Genomic DNA, 17,897 nt, shown 5'->3' on the forward strand with positions numbered 1-17,897 from the left:
ATTCTTGATTTCGCCGAGCAGCGGCGTCAGCTTCAGCTGCGCCGGAACTCGACATCCTATGTCGCTCCCAGAACAGCCGTTCACGCTCAGCCTGCTCAGCTGTCGGTGATGTATTTCCAGGCGGTTGCACTGCGCAGCCGGCCAACGCGGCACCAAGTGCTGCAACGCAAACAATCCTGACGGCCATTTTCGTCCCCCTGAGCTAGGGCGCGAATGTGCCGCGCCGCGCTTCGATCGACATCATTCAAATCAATGACGCGCTGGGGCAACCCGTGTGCCGCCGTCTGGAGGTCGCATGACCACTCTCCGCGAGGTTGCTGAACTGGAAGTCCGGCTCCGCAACGGGGTGAGCGAAGGCGCCGCTGCTGCTGCGCGCGAGCTGGAGCAGGTCGAGGCGGCGGCGACAAAGGCCCAGGCCGCCCTCAAGGCGACCGATGGCACCCTTTCGCTGGTGGGCAACAGCTTCGACACGCTGACCGCGAAGGTGGATGCCAACGCCCGCGCCGAGCAGCAGCGGCAGGCCATATCCGCGCGCGCAGAGCGCCAGGCGGCGGAACTCACGGCCGCCGCGGCGCGCGAGGGGCGCAGCCAGGATGAACTGGCGCGCTCCATTGCCGCTGTGACAGAGCGGCGGGATGCCGACATCGCCAAGGTGGACCAGGCACTGGCCCGGGCCCGCGCGCAGCAGATGGCGCTGACGGGCGGCGTCACGGCGCAAACCCAGGCCATGGCGGCCAGCGCCAGCGCCACGAACTCGGCGGCCTCATCCACCGGCCGGTTCACGGCGGCGATCGGTCAGGCTGGCTTCCAGGTGCAGGATCTCGCGGTGCAGCTGGCCGGCGGCCAGAACGCGCTGGTGGCTTTCAGCCAGCAGGGCTCGCAGCTCCTGGGCGCCTTCGGCAAGTGGGGTGCCATCGCCGGCGCCGCGCTGGCGGTGGGTGGCCTGGTACTCCAGCTGGCCCTGGGCAAGACCGAAGCCGAGAAGCTGACAGCTGCCATTGAGGGGCAGCGCACGGCCTATCAGGATGTGACGCGCCGGGCCGATGAATATGTGTCCGCGCTGTCCCGTCAGGGGCTGCAGTATGTGAGCGCAGCCGAGGCCGGGCGGCGCTATCGCGAGGGCCTCCAGCAGGAAGCGCAGTCGGTCGTGAACCTCGCCCGCTATTATGGCGGGCTGGATGAGGCTCAGCGCCAGGTGGAGGCGCGCCGTCTCCAAGACCAGCAACTGACCCTCGGTGCGCGCCAGGAAGGGCTGCTGCGGCAGGTCGGTTCCACGATGGGCCGCTATGTGGGCGCCTTCGGCAATGCCGAAAGCCAATCCCTGGAGCGGAACCTGGGCGTATATCTGGAGGCTGGCAACCTAGACCTGACGGGGCTACGTCGCCTGGCCGATCAGGCGCTGTCGGTGGCCCGGGCTACCGCGACCAGCACCGAAGAATTCACCTCTAATCAACGCGCGATCCTGACCTTGGTCGAGGCTGTGGAGCGATACCAGGACGCGCTGCGTCAGCTCGGTGTGCAGCAGCGCACGCTGGCGGGGCAGAATGGCGCTGAGGTCACCCTTCGCCGATTCGAGCAGACGACGGGCGAGTTGGGCGGGCGGTACCAGACGGGCCAGCGTATCCAGCAGCAGCGCCAATACATCCGGGAGGGGATGGCGCTGGGCACGCTCACGCCCGAACAGGCAGCCGCCGGACGTTCTTCCCTCCAGGTCTTGGCGCAGCAGGAACAGGGCCTGACCCCCGCCACGACGCAGCAGCTTCGGGCGCTGCGGGAGCAGGCATCCCTCGCCCTGGCGGCAGAGGGCGCGGCGCGGGAGCTGGCGCAGGCCGAGCTGGAGTTGGACAGGGCCGCGCGCTCATCTGGTGCCGGCATGGCCAGCGCCTCGGAAAAGGCAGAGGCCCGCCGACTGGTGCAGGAGCGGCTAGAGCGCCAGCTCGTCTCCAGCTTGGTCACGCTGAATCGCCAGATCGACGGCGAGGAACAGATCGCGGCTGCCTATGGCCGCAGTGATCAGGAGGGCCGCCGCGCCGAATCGCGCATTCGCGCCGAGGCGGAGGCGCTGCGCTACGCCGAGGAAGGAACCCGCGACTATGAGCGCGCGGTCGATACCCTCACGGTTCGCTATACGAAGCTGGCCGAGGTGCAGGCCCAGCGCCAGCAGGCCACCCGCAACATTCAGTCGCGCGACGAGCTGGCCGTGCTTGAGCGCGAGGCGCAACTGGTCAGTGTCACGGCCGAGGCCCGCGAGCGAGAACTGGCGGTGCTCCGCGCCCAGCAATCCACCCGCAGCATCGCTGGCACGCCGGAGGCTGCGGAAGCGGTGCGCCTGGCGGGCAGCCTGGCCGATGCGCGTAGCAACCTCCAGCTGTTGCAGAACTCCTGGGGCGAGGTGTCGCGCCTGGGCGAACAGGCCTTCGACCGGATCGGCAGCGCCATCACGCAGGCCTTTGCCAATGGCAGCCTGAAGGCGCTCGACTTCGGCAACGTGGCCCGTGCGGTGCTGAGCGAGATCGTCCAATCCGCCCTGCGCCTCAGCTTGGTGAATCCTGTGCTGAACAGCCTGTTCGGCGGCACGCGGGGCACTCTGGGCGGGGTGAGCGCCGTCATCGGCGGCACGAAGGATATGAGCGGGAGCGCGTCCACTGGCTCGCTGCTGTCCACCGGCGGCGGGGCGCTGTCGATCGGGAACCGCCTTTTCGGCGGCAGCGGCGGCGGCAGCTTCCTGGGCGGCTACGGCTTTCTGACTGATCCCTCTGCCTTGGCCAGCACTGGTTGGGGTGGTCTTGATGGCGTCCTGAATACCCAGCTTGTCGGCAACTCCACCAATGCCGCTCTTGGGGGGCTGGGAAGCGGTGTATATGGGCCCGCGACGCAGGCGCAGCTTCAGGCTGCCGGAGGCCCCGGCCTCACCCTCGGCGGCGCCCTCGGCAGCGCCCTGGCCATCGGCGGTGGCATTTATGGCGCCATCTCGGGCTTCCAGCGCGGCGGCCTGGGCGGCACCCTGTCCGGCATTGGTGGCGTCACCAGCGCCGTCACCGGTGCTGCCACCCTCGGTTCCTCTCTGGGCCTGCTGCCCGCCCTCGGCGCTCTCGGGCCAGTCGGCATCATCGGTGGGGCGCTGCTGGCGCTGATCGGCGGCCTGCTGCCGGGCCAGAAGCCCAGCGGCAAGGGTCAGGAATTCCGCCTGGACCTGGCCACGGGCGCCGAGGAACGCAACGGCCTCACCGGCAACCGCTACAGCGCGCAGAATGCCTCCCAGGCCGAGACTGCGGCGCGCAGCCTGGCCAACCTTGCCACCACCATCGGTGACCAGCTGGGCGGCCTGCGCCTCGGCGGGGAGCTCGCGGTGGGCGTCACCTCCGGCCGGGGTGGCGACGACAAGGGCAACCTCTATCTCGACTACAGCGGCCAGAAGGCGCAGTTCGCGAACACCGAGGAAGGCGCGCAGCAGCTCGCCACCCGGGCCGGCGAGTTCCTGCTGGAGGGCTTCCGCAAGATTGCGCAGGGCGACTACCTCTCGATCCTCAACGCCTCCGGCAACAGCGTCGAAACGCTGTCCAGCAACCTGGAATGGTACAAGGGCACCTATCAGGCCCTGACCAAGACGGGTGAGGCCGCCAGCGAATTCGAGAAGTCGCTGACCGCCCTCAGCGATCAGTGGCAGCCCGCCATCGACAAGGCCAATGAGCTGGGCCTGGCCACGGCTGCCCTGACCGATGTGCGTGACCTGGAAATCGCAAAGCTGCGGGAACAGCGGGCGCTCCAGGTCGCGGGCTATGATGTGGGCCTCGATGTCCGCAGCCTGCGGGCGCGCGGCCTGGCGCAGGAGGCGGACCTGGCCGCCTTCGACTTCGCGGCCCGGCAGGAGCTGTTCACGGCGCGCAGCACGCTGGAGGGGCTTGGGCTGAGCGCCGAGGATGTCTCGGCCCGCATCCTGCGCACCGAGCAGGTGCAGGCCGAGGAACGCCTGGCCATCGTCCAGAAGTCCGCGCAGCAGATCACCGAGGCGCAGATCGCCGGCGCGAAGTCGGTGCTGGACTGGCTGACGGCGCAGCAGCTCGGGGCCACCTCCAGCCTGTCGCCCACCGCCCGGCTGGCGGCGGCGCAGGGGGCCTTCGATGCGGCGCTGTCAGGCGGGGATGCCTCCAAGGTCACCTCGGCTGCCGATGCGCTGCTGACCGCCGGCCAGAACGTCTATGGCGGCGCCACCGGTAGCTATGCCCGGCTGGAAGGCTTCGTTCGCAGCGAGGTGGCGGGCTTCGGCACCAACGCCGCGGTGCAGGGTGGCGATGTCGCCCTGCAGAAGGCCATCGCCGAACTGGCCCGCCAGAACGCCTCCACCATGGCGGCGCTGACGGAGCAGGTCGGCGCACTGGTCCGGGAGTTCCGCCTGAACACCAGCAGGGAGTCCATGAGCGCATGACCGTCCTCGGCGCATACCCGGTCGGCATCGAGGAACCGACGCCACCTGTCGCGCTCGACCTGCTGGCCCTGCCGCAGCCAGCCCTGTCGGATGCCGTGCTGCTGGTCGAGTGCACGGCCACGGACGGCATCCTGACCACCTTGGGCGGCGCGCTCACGCTGGGCGCGGAGCCGGTGGGCATCCTGCCGGGAGGCCTGACCGGCGGCCAGGTGCCGCTGCAATGGTCGGATGTGGACTGGACTTCCCAGCCGGGCGATCTCCGCCCCTCCACCCATTTCGAGGGGCGGCTGAGCGACATCAGCCTGGAGCGCGCCTTGCCGCTGGACCCGTCCGCCGAACGGCGGGTGGCCGCCGCGCTGGGCGAGATCATCATCGACAACACCGATGGTGCCTATGACGGCACGGCGGAGGGTCTGGCCATCGACGGCAGGCCAGTCACCCTCAGCCTGCTCGGCAGCCGGGGTGCCGCCTATGCCGACCGCCGCGTCCTATTCGCCGGCGTGGGCCGCGCCTGGCGGACGGACCGCCGACAGCTGCGCATCAATGTCGCCAGCCTGGCCTATGTGCTGGATGTTCCCATGCTCGGCCTCTACGGCGGCACGGGCGGCGCCGATGGCGGAGAGGATCTGGCGGGCAAGGTCGTTCCGGAGGCCTGGGGGCGGGTGCGCAATGTGCCTCCGCCGCAGCTCGATGCCGGGCTGCTGATCTATCAGCTGCATGCGCGTGAGATCGGGGAGATCACGGGGGTCTATGTCCGGGGCGCACCGCTCGATGCCGGCGCCGGCTACGGCACCTATTCCGCGCTGGCTGCCGCCACGGTGCTGCCCGGCACCTATGCCTGGGCGATCACGCCCACCGGCAGCTATATGCGCCTGGGAAGCAGCCCTGACGGCACGGTCACGGCTGATCTCTGGGGGCAGCCGGGCGGTGCCAGCATCCCACGCATGATGCGGCTGGTGCTGGCGCGCGGGGGCGTGTTGGCCAACCCCGCCACCTTCGACAGCGCGGAAGGCTATGTGCCCGGCACCGCCGGCATCTGGTTGGCCGAGCAGCTGACCTTTGCCGATGCCATCAACCGCCTGGCCGCCGGCGGCGGCCTGTGGTGGGGCGACGATGGCAGCGGCAGCGTGGTGGTGGGGCGCGTCTCGGCGCCGGCGGGCCCCGGCGGCGTGGCGCTCGACCAGGACAGCATCCTGGATGACCTGGAGCCGCTGGAACCCCCCGTGCCCGCATGGCGCGTCGTGCTGACCTATCGCCGCAACTGGTCGCCGCTGTCCGGCACGGACCTGGTGCCCGAGCCCACGATCACTGAGGCCCGCCGGCTGGAGCTGGCGGCGACCGGCCGCAGCACCGCCGTGCAGATCGATGCGCGGCGGGTGCGCAATGCCCAGGCGCGAGACATCGCCCTGGAAACCCTGTTCGATGATGAGGGAGACGCCGCCGTGCTCGGCAACAACATCCTGACCCTGCTCGCGCCGGGCCGCACGCTGTGGCGGGTGCCCGGGGGCTTGTCCGGCTGGGGGCTGGCGCTTGGCCAGCAGGCGCGGCTCACCTGGCCGCGCTATGGCCTGGCGGCCGGGCGCGATGTGCGCGTGGTGGGGCAATCCGCCCGTGGTAATCGCCTCGATCTGACGGTGCTGGGATGACCAGGCTCCTGCTGTCCTGGGTCAACTGGCTGGACCGGCCGGGTGTCTCCATCACCACCAACAGCGAGACGGTCGGCCTCGGCGTCACGCGCTTGGCCGATCCCATCCTGCGCCGCCGCTGGCGCAGCACCCCCGGCATCATCAACCCGGTGCTGTCGGTGGACCTCGGCGAGCTGCGCGAGGTGGGGGTGCTGGCCCTGGCGCAGCCGGATGACGCCGGCGGCGTCGATGCCATGGGCGAGGCGCGGGGCTGGATGCGCAGCCCGCCGGACACGCTGCGGCACCAGCTGGATGCCGTGACGCCCGGTGCGGGCGGGTTGCTCGATACGGGTACCATGTCGGGTGGCTGGGTGCCGGGCTACGGCATGCACGCGTACCTGCCGGCCGCACCGCTCTCCGCACGCTACTGGCGCGCGGAAATCAATGGCTGGTCGCTGGCTGCGGGCGTCGGCTACCTCGATCTCGGCCGGGCCTGGATCGGCCCCGCCTGGCGCCCCTCGCGCGGCAATGTCGCCTATGGCTGGGGCAGGGCGCGGCAGGATGGCTCCGTGGTCTCGGCCAACAGCCGCAGCGGGCTCGAATTTGTGGACCGCGGCCCGCGGCAACGCGTCATCACCTTCAGCTTGCCGAACCTCTCGGCCGAGGATGCCGACGCGCTGGACCAGCTCCAGGAAGTCGCCGGTACCAGCCGCCAGGTGCTGGCCATGATCGATCCCGATCAGCCGAAAACCTGGATCATCGGCCGCCTGGCCGAGGTGCCGGCCATCACGCAGCCGGGCTTCGACCTGCACGCCACCACCTTCCAGATCCGCCAAATCCTGTAGGGGCGCACCATGCTGCAAACCGCCATCGAGCAAACCACCAACACGGTGGGAACGGGCACCTATGAGCTGACGGCGCCCACCAATGCCTTGCGCACATCATTCCTGACCGGCGTCGGGAATGGCGGGGATGTCTGGTACCGCTGTGAATCGGATGCCGCCTGGGAAGAAGGGTACGGTACCGTCACCGCCGGCACGCCCGACACGCTGACGCGCAATGTGCACCGGTCCAGCAACGCGAACGCCGCCATCAACTGGTCTGCCGGCGTGAAGCGCATCTATTGCAGCCCGGACGGCCAGGCGCTGCGGTTTGGCGGGGTGGGCGCCGTGCCCTCAGCCGGCGGCACTGCCAATGCCCAGGCCATCGTGCATAAGCCGCCCCTGCTGGTGCTGCGGCCCGGCATGACGGGCGCGCACACGGTCACCACCACCAACACCGGGGCCGTCACGCTGGCTATCGACGGGCTGGGGGCACAGCCCCTCCGGCGCGCCAATGGCACCGACTTCGGCCTGGGCGAACTGATTGCCGGGCAGACCATCCGGTGGGTGTGGACCGGTACAGAATTCCGCGTGCTGTCCGACATCAACCGTCGCGACCTGGGGCGGGAGCTGCTGGCGAGCGTGGCCATGGCGGGCAGCTCCGGTGTCGAGGTGACGATCCCCAGCGGCTTCGACCTGCTGGAGGTGGCCGTTGAGGGGGCGCGGGTCGGCTCGGGCAGCCTTCTGCAGGTCTTCCTGCAGGCCAAGGTGGGTGGTTCCTGGCTCACTGGTCCCAGCGGCCAGTATTTCGATGCCCGCACCTTCAACGCGGCCAGCACCGGCTGGGTGCAGCAGAGCTATGCCGATGCGGGAATCGCCACTTACCTGGGCTGGATCGGCGGGACGAATAACGATCCGCTCAACGCCATGACCACGCTCCTGAACTGCGCCGGCAACAGCTACGCCGATCGTGCTCATGTCATGACGCGCAGCCTGAGCAATGCTGAAGGCGGCTATGGCTGGAGCGAGATGTTCGCGGGCGGCCATGTTGCCCTTGGCGCTAATCAGCGGATCGAGGCGATCCGCATCACCGATCCGGGCCGGGCCTATACGGGTGGCCGGCTGCTGATCATGGGGGCACGTCGATGAGCGACACTGTGGTTGTCCGTATCCTTGCACCGGGAGAGGTGGAGGCGCCGCCCCCGTATGTGCCGCCGCTGGGTCCGCTGACGCGCCGGCAGCTGCGGCTGTGGCTGCTGGGGCAGGGCATCAGCACCGCCGATGTCGAGGCCGCCATTGCGGCCTTGCCGGCGGGCGAGCGGGAGGCGGCGATGATCGAGTGGCAGGACAGCAGCGAATACCGCCGCGATCACCCCCTGCTGGTGCGCCTGGCGGGAGACCTGGGCCTGAGCGAGGCGCAACTGGATGCAGGCTGGGCCCAGGCGGTGGCCCTGTGAGCGGCCCGACCGAGCCGCCAGGCGTCTGGGGTGAGGCCGCCGTGGCGCTCGCCGTGGGGACCGTCAGCGCCGCGGCCGGCGCCTATGTGCGGGCCAAATCCTCCACCCGGCCGCTGCCCTCGCTGCTGGCGCTGCTGGCCGAGGCCGTGGTCTGCGGGTCCATATCCTCGGCCGTGGTGCAGTACCTCCAGATAAGCGATGTGCGCGTGCTGGCGGGGGTGTCCAGCGCGGCGGGGCTGATCGGCACGCAGGCCATTTCCCTGCTGCTCATCCGCATTGTGCGGCAGCGCACGGGGCCGGAGGGGAGGGCTTAGGCTACTCCGCCGCCGTGCCCAGCGCGCGGGCCGTCATCTCCGGCTCGCGCATGATCACCTTCAGGTAGGACGTGGCCGCCTGGTCGGGAATGCGGCGCCTCTGCTCCCAGTCGCGCAGGGTTCCGACCGGGATGCCGTATCGGTCTGCAAAGGCCGCCTGCGACAGCTTCAGCCGGGCACGGAGCGCCAGCACCATGCCGGCCGCGCTCTCCCTGTCCGTCAGGATGGGGGCGGCGTCGGGGTTCTCGGCCGCCTGGCGCTCAATGTCGGCATCGGTCAGTGCGTCCTGGGCTGCCCAGTCCACGGCCTTCAGCGCCTTCTCGGCGGTGGCCTTTGTCGCCTTCACGATAGCCATCTCTTTTGCTCCTTCGTGTGGGCCTTGCGGACCGAGATGATCCGCAGGGCCTCGCCGCGCGGGGTGTAAGTGCAAACGAACAGGCGCCCCGCCACCAGCCCGAAAGCGTTGAAGCGGGGCTCGCCGTAGTCGCGGCGCACGTCCTGCTCCTCGCCCACCAGACCCTCGAAGATCAGCACTGCCAGCGCCAGGGACACGCCGTGCTTGGCGATGTTGCTGGCGTCCTTCGCGGTGTCGAACTCGATGTCCATGCGCAGAACATACGGCAATGCCGCATGTCTGGCAAGACAGATCATACGGCAATGCCGTATTTTTCCAACAGGAGAACATCATGGATCAGGTTATCCAGGCCGTCACCAGCGGTCTCTGGGCGCTGGCTGCTGCCGCGATCACCGCAGCGGCCGGCATCGCCGTCCCCGCGCTGCGCGCCTGGGCCGTCAACGCGGTCCAGAAGCGCCTCGGCGAGGGCGCGGCCCGCGTGGCGGGCGAGATTGCGGCCGAGGTGGCCGCCAATCCCACCATCAATGCCGCGACGCAGGCGATGCTCGATGCGGCGGCTGACAAGCTCCGGCAACGCTTCCCCGACACGGCCGGGCGTCTGCCGCTCGACACCCTGAAGGGCATGGTGGCCGGCGAGCTGGGCAAGCTGGGCCAGGGGGTGGCGCGGTGAGCCTTCTGGCGTGGCTGGGGCGGCTGTTCGCTGCCCCGGCGCCGGCGCTGCCTGCGGCTCCTGCGCCATTGCCGCCGGCCGTCCCCGTCGCGGCGGTGGGCGATCCGCCTAGCGTGGTGGTCACCGAAACGATGGTGCGGCAGGGCTTCCCGCGCTGCGCTGACCCCGCCGCCTGGGCGAAGGCGCTGACTGCGGCCTTCGCGCGCTTCCCGGCCTTCACGCCCCTCGGCGCCGCCACCATCATCGCCAAAGCGCAGGTCGAGACAGGCGGCCTCACGCGCTGGGACGAAAACCTGAACTACTCCAAGCCCGAGCAGCTGCTGAGGATGCACGGCTCCCGTGCGGTGCGCACGGAATCGGCCAAGGCCGCCCTGCGCGCGCGTCCCGCAGGCGGCCCCTGGCCCGACATCGCCCTGGCCGAGGCGCGGGAAATCTGCGGCAAGCCCATGGCCTGCGGTGATCGCGTCTATGCGGCCCTTGGCGGGTATGAGGCCCGTGGGGGCGGCATCGTGCAGCTGACGGGCCTCGATAACCAGCAGGCGTTTGCCCGCTACCTGGGCCTGACGTTGGCGCAGGCGCGGGACCACATGCGCACGATCGAGGGCGCGGCGCTGACGGGACCTTGGTACGTCCAGCATTTCGGCGGGCAGGATGCCGCCAACCGGGGCGACATGCGCGAGATCCTGCGCATCGTGGCCGGCAAACGGACGCAGGCCGACCTGGCGGCCATCTGGTCGAGCATCCACGGCGATGACCAGATGGCCGCCTTCCATCGCTGGCGCGGGCTTCTGGAGGCCTGACGTTCATTTTCCGAAACGGCGAGACAGATTCGAGACAGATCGCGGCTTCGGTGGAGAGTTTCCCGCTTTGTTCCATGCCAGCGCGTTCTATGCGTGTTGTTCTCGACGGCCATGGGCGCCAATGCCATGGCGGATCGCGGCGATGTCCGCAGCATCCGCATCAATGCCAATGGCGGCACCATCGGCCTGGAGCATGTGCTGGAGGTCGAGGCGGGGATCAGGGCGGTGCTGCTGGCTTAGCGCCATCGTCACCGTGTTCGGAAGCTGGCGGCGCCGATGTCGTTGGCCTCGTGCTGGCGTCCAGTGTATCGAGACCCGCTCTGATGATGCGCCGAAGGGCTTCCGATGCAGTGAGGCCGGCCGAGTAGGTCCACGCCTTCAGACGCTCGGCGTCGCTGTGTGGAAGGGTCGTAGTTACCCTCAGGGTCTTCGGCTCATCATCCATCGGCTATCCGCTACAGTGGATATGCGCCGTTGTGTAGGCGATCGACCGCCCATCACGGACAGTTAATTCAATCACGCGCCATCCGCATCAAGGCGAATGGTGGGACGGAAGGGCTGGCCAATGTCATGGCGATCGAGGGGCGGATTAGGGCGGCGCTGTTGGCTTAACGCTGGCCGCGCTTCAATCTGAAGGCTGGTCGCCTTCATGATCGGTGTCCGGTGAGCGGGCATCTTCTGATGCCGAACAACTCGCCGTTCCGGCCACGTAGGAACCCTGCCAGACCGGCAGCGCCTCTCAATGGCCGACGGAGATCCTGTGCAGGGTGGTGCCGACGAAAAACAGCACCTGTCCCGCCTCCGTGCGGGCCAAGATCGCCGCTTTGCCTCTGTATTCCTTGATCAGCGAAGCCTCGAACATGCCTGGAGCCCTGATGCCCAGGCTTAACGCCAAGCTCGGGCGCGGGTTCAGGCGGGGGCATAGAAAGTGTGGCCTGACCGCCAGGATATCGCGGTCATTCTTCGAGGATCAGTTCTGGCTGATCAGAATGGTGCGTCGACCACCATTTTGATGGTGTAGTCCCCATCCGCATCGAACTCGGGATAGTTGGTCAGCGCGGCGCGGGCCCACCTGAGCATGTCGTCCAACGTCTCTGCGTCCGCGATGAGGCCGTGATAGGCGCCCGCCCGGGCAACCCACCTACCCGCAGAGATGTCGCGTTCGACGTGAAGCAGAATGACGCCAGGCGCAGGCATGTCGAAACCTTCCGGAAGACGTTGCGCAACCTAAACGTGTGAGAAGCGGGGCGGTTTCATATATTTTCCGAAACGGCGGGACCGCTTCGAGATCCCGCCGTCTACTGGAGACCCCAACAGAAGCCGGTCCGATGGCTTCGCTGGTTCCCCACCATGGAGCGCGTCGGGCTTCGATGCCTTCGCCTATGTTAGTCGGACGTTCACGGCTGCGGCATCCATGGTGATGAACAGCTGGCGGCGTTTCAGCGCTGGCTTCGGGGGTAGCGCGTTAGACGTCGCGTGATGCGTATCCGCGCAAAGTGAGTATCGAGCTGATCTGGGAGAACTTCAAGAACGTTGTACTGAATGGAACACCGCTGAAATAACGCTACTCGCTTCATATTTTAGCCGCCTTACATCCATCTCATAGCCGAAGTGAATTATTTTCTCTTCCATAACTATATATCCACGACAGAAATTTACGCTAATTTCATTTGGTGCAGTAAATTCATCCCTATTGTCTACAGCAGAATCAATTAACCAGCCGGCGTCAGGTTTTCTTAGCTCTTTTTCTACATGTTCATCGATATGCACAATTTTATTTCTCAATGACCGGTTTTTTAGAAGAACTATCTCTAAATCATTGCCCTTACAAATACTTTCAACATATTCATATCTCTCATTGCGAAGTTTATATGCACGATCATTTTCGTTGATTTTCTTTGGTGAATTGTCAAAAAGAATGGTTGATGCGACCCCATAGTGAAAACAGATCTCACTTATTGCGTCAGATATTTCCGGATTTGGATATAAACCACGAACTTTCGAAGAACTTACTAGTTCGTGCAAAAGGTCAATCTTTCGGCACGTAGCCGCGAGAGCGTCGCGTCCTTGGCTGAGCACAACATTCTGCGTAACGCTTAGATTTTTATCGAATATTATACGCCGACCAGACCAGATTGCGCTGGGTTCTACTGGTTTTGATTTTCCCATCTTGTTTCCCCAATGATGATATGTGCGAAGTTGTTTTTCTATGATGAAATCACAAATGATTTTATCGTAATGTGTCCAGAATCAATTCTTTTTCGATCCAAACTACTCTACAAATAGGTGTGTACCCCTGCAATGCGCTCTTGATCCACCGGCTTTTGGTCTAAATCCCAGCGGTCGGCATGATGGGCCTCCTTGCTTTGCGTGCCATGTTCTATTTATGTTCTCGCCATGCTTGTCGCACCAACCTTCTTTCCCCGCTTCGCTACCGCCGACCGCCGCGAGCCACCTGGCGGCTGCCGTGCTTGAAGCGCGGCGCGAGGGGCGCGATGCCTCGGCCGCTGCGCGCGACGCGGCGCTGGCCATCATGCCGGCCGCGCCCTGGCCGGTGATCGAGGCCGCCGCTAGCCGGGCCGCGGGCCTGCGGTAATGCTCGATGGATTATGCGGCGCCGAAGCCTGTGGATCCGCTCTGGTACCGCGAGGATGGGTACTGGATGCGGGCCCAATGCCTCTGTGGGCATGAGGTGACCAAGCCCGTGCACCTCTGGATCAAGGCGCGGCGACTGCGGCGCGAGCTGGCGTTCTATGAGGTGCAGGACCGACTTCGCTGCACCTGGTGCGGGCAACGCGCCGCAACCATCACCGTCAGCCGCCGGCTTTAGATGAGCAGCGGTCCCGGTACGGGCTGCAATAGCGTGGGGTCATCGTCGCCCACGCCGGTCCTGTTCACCCGGCTGTCCACGATGTGCTCGCGCAGCAGATCCTCGCGCGCGGCCACCAGACCTTCCTCGCCGATCTCGCCCGACAGCCAAGCCTCATGCTGCTCGGGCTCCAGCACCACCACCATGCGGTCGTGATAGCGCTCCATCCACGCGTTCGGGCTGGTGACGATCATGGTGCAGCTGGTGATCGCCTCGCCCTTAGGGTCGCGCCACGCCTCCCACATGCCGGCGATCGACAGGATGGGCGCGCCGTCGGCCGCCGTGAACAGGTGCGGGATCTTCGCCTTGCCGCGCGTCTCCCACTCATAGAAACCCGACACGGGGATGATGCAGCGCCGGCGGGCCTTCCAGGCGCCGCGAAACATCGGCTTCTCGGTCACGGTCTCGGCGCGGGCGTTGAAGGTGGCGGGCACTTCCTTCGCCGTCTTCTTCCACCAGGCAGGGATGAGGCCGCAGCGCATGTAGCTCGCCTGGCGCTCGCCCTCGACGGTGCGGACGGCCAAGATGGAGGTAGTTGGGGCCAGATTGTAGCGCGGCCGCACGTTGATTGGCGGGCCGGCGACTTGGAGGTGCTGGCCCAGGTCATGGGCATTGAAGTGCTGGGTAACGCGGCCACACATATCTTCATCTTCCCCGAAAACTGGTCTAGGCCATCTTAATATTCGCTTGAGTGGCAGGGCTTATCTCAATGAAACGCGCAGATGCCTCAATCCGCTTGAGGCTAAAGAGATTATGCAAAATCCGGGGGGCTCGAAAGCATCAACATCGGCTCATTGCGAAAGCTAAGCGGCGCGGTGAGAAATATCAAAAAGCATCATTGTATTATGGCGGCGGGCAAACCCGTTCTGGCAAGGTAACAGGACCAGGCCTAAAAATGCCGGCCAATTTTTGCCTCGACAGCAACTACGCAGAGGTCAGCGCATTTCTAGAAAAAATGCGCGAATCCCTTCATCAAGGAATGGAAAAATGGATAGCAAAAGGAAGGCCAAAATCAAATAACGCAATAATAACGAAATGGTTTGATTTTTCTACTATTCAGCGAATAACTCCTTCCGCCGCACTTGTGTTAGCGGCTGAATTTGATCGTCTTCGCTTGATAGGACAGCGAGGCCTTATAGCCATCGACGTTCATAAATGGAATCCTGATGTGCTATCAACATTACGCCGACTTGGATTATTTGAGATTTGGGAGATGGATCCCCCCAGTTATGATTATCTTGAAAACGACAGCGACAATCTATTTATAATTCCGATGAGGTCTGGACATGAAGTTCTTGGACAAGCCGCCAGCCAATTGAATGGCGAAATCGCCAACGTAGTAATTGAGGTCGTTAAATCATCATTAATAGGAAAAACCTATTCTGATGCAGAGCTTGACGAAATATGGGATGATAAAGCCGGAAATATTTATATCATATTAATTGAGGCGATGGACAATGTAATAAATCATGCCTACACAGATGATAAAATAAATGGACTTAGAACCGTAAAAAGATGGTGGATGACCGCTGCAATCGACCGATTGAGAAGCAAACTTACTGTCGCTATATATGACCAGGGGATTTCTATTCCAGTTAGTTTGCCCTATTCAGAAAATTACCCAAAAATAAAAGGGCTCATTCGCGACTTTCTCGGGGTAGAACACGATATCGAAAACCCGAGACATGACGGTGTTGCGATCCGCCAAGCAACCGAGGCATCAAGGAGCTCGACGGGCGAAGCGCATCGCGGGAAGGGCCTCGCCGTCATGGTTTCCTTCATCGACAAGTGCCGTGATGGAAGGCTGCGCATCCTAAGCAGGCATGGCGAGTTCATCCATGAGAAAGGGTTGGGCGGCTATGTGAACGCTCATCAGACGAGCATGGGCGGCACGCTACTCGAATGGGAGGTGCAACTTTGAATCCAACGCTATATAAAAGCTCGCTATGACGGAGCACCTGGTGAGCACCGGCTCGTATACCATTGATGTGGCTAGAGACTTCTCTGCCTATCCGGGGGGGCGCTATGCGCGGCTTGGCCCGTTTTCTGGTGAGGCCTTCCGGAAAGAGCAGTTGGAGCCAGCGTTGCAGCGCGGCGGGAACGTCATCGTGATACTGGACGGCGCAGAGTCGTACCCTGTTTCATTTTTAGAAGAGGCATTCGGCGGACTGGTTCGAGTTAGCGGCTACTCAAAGTCCGAGCTTGAACAACGCCTCAAGATTCAGGCGTCGAAGCCCCGCCTAGCGACGCTTCGCGATTTAGCCTGGAACTACATAAACAAAGCTCCAGCAAAATCAAAATAAGTGGCGGATTTTCTTCCCGTACTGACCGGCGCGTGCATCGGCGCCGGGGTTTCCGTTAGTGCAATACTTATAAAGGCGAGCTTAGATTCTTTTATTTCTCTTTGTGATGCATTTTGCGAAAAAATAGAAGAGGCCGCTGATTTAGCCTCAGAATATTGGCTAATCCCAGCTGTTTCTCTGCCAATTTCAGCTGTGCGCGCTGGACCTCCAGGCCAACAGCCGATCATAAATGAAGACGATGTTAGAATTCGTCTTCTTGAGTCTAGAATTGTGGGCCTGCAAACTAAAATAGGTCTAATTGGTGAGAGTATTATTCCGGGCCTTCCAGAATTACACCAGCTGAAAATTACAAGAAGTCTTGTAGATTTTTACGAAGCGCTCTCCGGGGGAACATTCAAAGCTCGTGATGGAAACATTCACGAGGTTTTCGCCGGCATGGCTCAGCATCACTCCGCAGTGATCGTCTCAACCGTCAGATCTGCCTTGCGGGAGAGGCATACGTTCCGTGGCATGGCTCGCCATCGCACCATGAGCTTGCTGAGGGCAATCGGTGGTAGCTATACAGTTGCAGCTACGGGCCGGAACGTTTTGTCATTCCCATTTCCCATTGAATTTATTATCGTAATTCTATTGCGGTGATGGCTTTGGGTACAGGAGGTCGTGGGTTCGAATCCCGCCGCCCCGATACCCGTTTGTGAGTTGCTTACACGGGAAGGCTCGTCGTGGCCTTGATCTCGGTCATCACCACGCTTGAGGTGATGGCACGCACACCCGGCAGTTGCGACAGCCGGGTGTAGAAGAAAGTCTCGTAATATTTGATGCTGGGGACAATGATCTTCAGCAATGCGTCGCTGTTGCCCAACAGCAGGTAACACTCGATCACTTCCGGCAGCGCGCGCACATGCTCCCGAAAAGCTGTCGTCGCCTCCAGATCATGGGCCGTGAGTTGGATGTTCGCATAAAGCGTGACCTCCAAACCCACGGCTGCGGCGTCTACCAGCCATACCTGGCGGCGCAGGCATCCGGCATCCTTCAATCTTTTTACCCTGCGCCAGCATGGCGGCGGCGTCATGCCGATGCGCTGGGCCAGTTCGTTGACGGTCAACGAGCCGTCCTCCTGCAACATGGTCAGGATACGCCGATCCGTATCGTCCAGGGTTATGCTCACAGATGTCCTTCCCGATAGGCAGTTATAAAAATACCCGAATTCATGACGCGGCGCAAAAGACAACGCTTGGAATAACCTGGATGAGCGGCGCAACATTGTTGCGTCGCAGCACTCCATGAGGCCCGGATGACTGGCAACCGCTTCAGCGCACTGCTCGCCCCGCAACGCATCGGCTGGGTGGCGGCTCTGGTAACGGTGGCCGTCTGGACAACCTGGATAACCACGTCGCGCATGGCCATGCAGGGTGCGCAGCCTCTGGATGGCGCACTGCTCGCCTTCCTGCGCTTCGGTACGGCAGGGGTATTGCTGGCGCCGTTCTGGTGGCGCTTCCGCATCATTCCCAAACAGTCTCCCAAGCTCGCTCTACTGGGCCTTCTCTGCGCCGGGCTTCCCTATCAGTTGCTGGTGCTTGAGGGCCTGCATCACGCCCCGGCGGCAGAGGCCGGCCCGCTGCTGACAGGCAGCCTGCCGCTGTTCATCGCCCTGCTGAGCGCGACGGTGTTGGGCGAGAAACTCGGCCGGGGCCGCATTGCGGGCGTGGCCTTCATCACGGTCGGGGTGGCCTTCATCATGGGCCATGGCCTGATGAATCTCGAGGGGGGCAGCTGGCGCGGGCATCTGCTGGTGCTGGGCGGCGCCCTGGCCTGGTCGATTTACACGGTCGCCTTCCGATACAGCCGTTTGAGCGGCGTCGAGGCAGCGGCCTTCGTGTCCTTCTGGTCCGTCGTGCTGCTGGTGCCCGTGGCCGGATGGCGGGTGCTTGAAGGCCTGCAGACCACGGCCCCGTCGCTCCTGCTGCGTCACGTCCTCATTCAGGGAGTGATGGCCGGGGTGCTGGCGCTGCTGATCTTCACCTTGGCACTTCGGCATATCGGCGCGGCGCGCACCACCGCCGTCACAGCCCTGACACCGGTAACCGTGACGCTGGTCGCCGTCATGCTTCTGGGCGAAGTGCCCAGCACCCTGGAACTTCTGGGCTGCGCGCTGGTGGTGTTCGGTGTTCTGGTCACCAGCGGCGTGCTGCGGTTGCCCAGCCGCCCGTCCCTGCTGGCCGGGGCCATGCCGTCGGCCAACCTTCCCAGCCGGTAA

22 protein-coding genes are annotated in these 17,897 nt (G+C 64.3%); 15 read left to right on the top strand and 7 right to left on the bottom strand.

Features of this window, described 5'->3' with window-relative positions:
* Nucleotides 1–295: 295 nt before the first annotated feature.
* The 6 genes from EOD42_RS03070 to EOD42_RS25775 are packed head-to-tail and all read left to right on the top strand — an operon-like array spanning nucleotide 296 to nucleotide 8,643.
* The gene (locus tag EOD42_RS03070; protein WP_127785786.1) at nucleotides 296–4,426 is read left to right on the top strand and encodes a phage tail length tape measure family protein; all 4,131 of its coding nucleotides are present in this window, start codon (nucleotides 296–298) and stop codon (nucleotides 4,424–4,426) included.
* Nucleotides 4,423–6,072 (top strand): hypothetical protein, encoded by a 1,650-nt coding sequence (locus tag EOD42_RS03075; RefSeq protein ID WP_127785788.1) that lies wholly within the window; start codon nucleotides 4,423–4,425, stop codon nucleotides 6,070–6,072. Before EOD42_RS03070 ends, EOD42_RS03075 begins: the two co-directional genes overlap by 4 nt.
* The gene (locus EOD42_RS03080; RefSeq protein WP_127785790.1) at nucleotides 6,069–6,896 is read left to right on the top strand and encodes a hypothetical protein; all 828 of its coding nucleotides are present in this window, start codon (nucleotides 6,069–6,071) and stop codon (nucleotides 6,894–6,896) included. Before EOD42_RS03075 ends, EOD42_RS03080 begins: the two co-directional genes overlap by 4 nt.
* A gap of 9 nt (nucleotides 6,897–6,905) precedes the next feature.
* A complete protein-coding gene (locus EOD42_RS03085) occupies nucleotides 6,906–8,021 on the top strand; it encodes a hypothetical protein (protein ID WP_127785792.1) in 1,116 nt (371 codons plus the stop codon).
* A complete protein-coding gene (locus EOD42_RS25770) occupies nucleotides 8,018–8,329 on the top strand; it encodes a hypothetical protein (RefSeq protein WP_164867752.1) in 312 nt (103 codons plus the stop codon). The genes EOD42_RS03085 and EOD42_RS25770 overlap by 4 nt, the downstream gene beginning before the upstream one ends.
* On the top strand, nucleotides 8,326–8,643 hold the full coding sequence (locus EOD42_RS25775) for a phage holin family protein (RefSeq protein ID WP_164867753.1): 318 nt from the start codon (nucleotides 8,326–8,328) through the stop codon (nucleotides 8,641–8,643). The genes EOD42_RS25770 and EOD42_RS25775 overlap by 4 nt, the downstream gene beginning before the upstream one ends.
* A gap of 1 nt (nucleotide 8,644) precedes the next feature.
* Here EOD42_RS25775 and EOD42_RS26275 read toward each other — a convergent pair whose 3' ends face one another.
* A complete protein-coding gene (locus EOD42_RS26275; protein WP_127785796.1) occupies nucleotides 8,645–8,998 on the bottom strand; it encodes a helix-turn-helix domain-containing protein in 354 nt (117 codons plus the stop codon).
* Nucleotides 8,986–9,249, bottom strand: a complete 264-nt coding sequence (locus EOD42_RS03100) for a BrnT family toxin (RefSeq protein ID WP_127785798.1) — start codon at nucleotides 9,247–9,249, stop codon at nucleotides 8,986–8,988. The genes EOD42_RS26275 and EOD42_RS03100 overlap by 13 nt, the downstream gene beginning before the upstream one ends.
* Before the next feature lie 80 nt (nucleotides 9,250–9,329).
* Between EOD42_RS03100 and EOD42_RS03105 the strand changes: the two genes are divergently transcribed.
* The 3 genes from EOD42_RS03105 (at nucleotide 9,330) to EOD42_RS25780 (ending at nucleotide 10,708) form a co-directional block, all read left to right on the top strand.
* Entirely contained in the window at nucleotides 9,330–9,668 is a 339-nt protein-coding gene (locus EOD42_RS03105; protein WP_127785800.1) for a hypothetical protein, read from the top strand.
* A gap of 113 nt (nucleotides 9,669–9,781) precedes the next feature.
* The gene (locus EOD42_RS03110; protein WP_127785802.1) at nucleotides 9,782–10,468 is read left to right on the top strand and encodes a hypothetical protein; all 687 of its coding nucleotides are present in this window, start codon (nucleotides 9,782–9,784) and stop codon (nucleotides 10,466–10,468) included.
* Nucleotides 10,469–10,561: 93 nt separating this feature from the next.
* Nucleotides 10,562–10,708 (top strand): hypothetical protein, encoded by a 147-nt coding sequence (locus tag EOD42_RS25780; protein WP_164867754.1) that lies wholly within the window; start codon nucleotides 10,562–10,564, stop codon nucleotides 10,706–10,708.
* 499 nt (nucleotides 10,709–11,207) lie between these two features.
* Here EOD42_RS25780 and EOD42_RS26475 read toward each other — a convergent pair whose 3' ends face one another.
* The 3 genes from EOD42_RS26475 to EOD42_RS03115 all read right to left on the bottom strand — a co-directional run bounded on the left by EOD42_RS26475 (nucleotide 11,208) and on the right by EOD42_RS03115 (nucleotide 12,493).
* Entirely contained in the window at nucleotides 11,208–11,330 is a 123-nt protein-coding gene (locus tag EOD42_RS26475; protein WP_276318120.1) for a hypothetical protein, read from the bottom strand.
* 122 nt (nucleotides 11,331–11,452) lie between these two features.
* Nucleotides 11,453–11,665 carry a hypothetical protein gene (locus EOD42_RS25785; RefSeq protein ID WP_164867755.1) on the bottom strand — a complete coding sequence of 71 codons (213 nt, stop codon included), beginning with the start codon at nucleotides 11,663–11,665 and terminating at the stop codon, nucleotides 11,453–11,455.
* A 327-nt stretch (nucleotides 11,666–11,992) separates the two neighbouring features.
* Nucleotides 11,993–12,493 (bottom strand): hypothetical protein, encoded by a 501-nt coding sequence (locus EOD42_RS03115; protein WP_127785804.1) that lies wholly within the window; start codon nucleotides 12,491–12,493, stop codon nucleotides 11,993–11,995.
* Between the two features lie 442 nt (nucleotides 12,494–12,935).
* On the opposite strand from EOD42_RS03115, the gene EOD42_RS26480 reads away from it, so the two are divergent.
* Together EOD42_RS26480 and EOD42_RS25790 are read left to right on the top strand one after the other, a co-directional pair.
* On the top strand, nucleotides 12,936–13,064 hold the full coding sequence (locus EOD42_RS26480) for a hypothetical protein (protein WP_276318121.1): 129 nt from the start codon (nucleotides 12,936–12,938) through the stop codon (nucleotides 13,062–13,064).
* A 66-nt stretch (nucleotides 13,065–13,130) separates the two neighbouring features.
* The gene (locus EOD42_RS25790) at nucleotides 13,131–13,298 is read left to right on the top strand and encodes a hypothetical protein (RefSeq protein WP_164867756.1); all 168 of its coding nucleotides are present in this window, start codon (nucleotides 13,131–13,133) and stop codon (nucleotides 13,296–13,298) included.
* Here EOD42_RS25790 and EOD42_RS03120 read toward each other — a convergent pair.
* Entirely contained in the window at nucleotides 13,295–13,978 is a 684-nt protein-coding gene (locus EOD42_RS03120) for an SOS response-associated peptidase (RefSeq protein WP_127785806.1), read from the bottom strand. The genes EOD42_RS25790 and EOD42_RS03120 overlap by 4 nt on opposite strands.
* Before the next feature lie 50 nt (nucleotides 13,979–14,028).
* Here EOD42_RS03120 and EOD42_RS03125 point away from each other — a divergent pair, with 50 nt between their 5' ends.
* The 3 genes from EOD42_RS03125 to EOD42_RS03135 are packed head-to-tail and all read left to right on the top strand — an operon-like array spanning nucleotide 14,029 to nucleotide 16,279.
* Nucleotides 14,029–15,258, top strand: coding sequence for a hypothetical protein (locus EOD42_RS03125; RefSeq protein ID WP_127785808.1), 1,230 nt, complete (start codon nucleotides 14,029–14,031; stop codon nucleotides 15,256–15,258).
* A gap of 25 nt (nucleotides 15,259–15,283) precedes the next feature.
* The gene (locus tag EOD42_RS03130) at nucleotides 15,284–15,640 is read left to right on the top strand and encodes an STAS-like domain-containing protein (protein WP_127785810.1); all 357 of its coding nucleotides are present in this window, start codon (nucleotides 15,284–15,286) and stop codon (nucleotides 15,638–15,640) included.
* Nucleotides 15,641–16,279: a hypothetical protein gene (locus EOD42_RS03135; RefSeq protein WP_127785812.1), complete on the top strand. Its 639-nt coding sequence runs from the start codon at nucleotides 15,641–15,643 to the stop codon at nucleotides 16,277–16,279.
* A gap of 64 nt (nucleotides 16,280–16,343) precedes the next feature.
* Here EOD42_RS03135 and EOD42_RS03140 read toward each other — a convergent pair whose 3' ends face one another.
* Nucleotides 16,344–16,808 (bottom strand): Lrp/AsnC family transcriptional regulator, encoded by a 465-nt coding sequence (locus EOD42_RS03140; protein WP_206020223.1) that lies wholly within the window; start codon nucleotides 16,806–16,808, stop codon nucleotides 16,344–16,346.
* A gap of 126 nt (nucleotides 16,809–16,934) precedes the next feature.
* Here EOD42_RS03140 and EOD42_RS03145 point away from each other — a divergent pair, with 126 nt between their 5' ends.
* A complete protein-coding gene (locus EOD42_RS03145) occupies nucleotides 16,935–17,897 on the top strand; it encodes a DMT family transporter (protein ID WP_127785814.1) in 963 nt (320 codons plus the stop codon).

It is taken from the genome of Rhodovarius crocodyli (assembly GCF_004005855.1).
GTDB classification, from domain to species: Bacteria; Pseudomonadota; Alphaproteobacteria; order Acetobacterales; family Acetobacteraceae; genus Rhodovarius; species Rhodovarius crocodyli.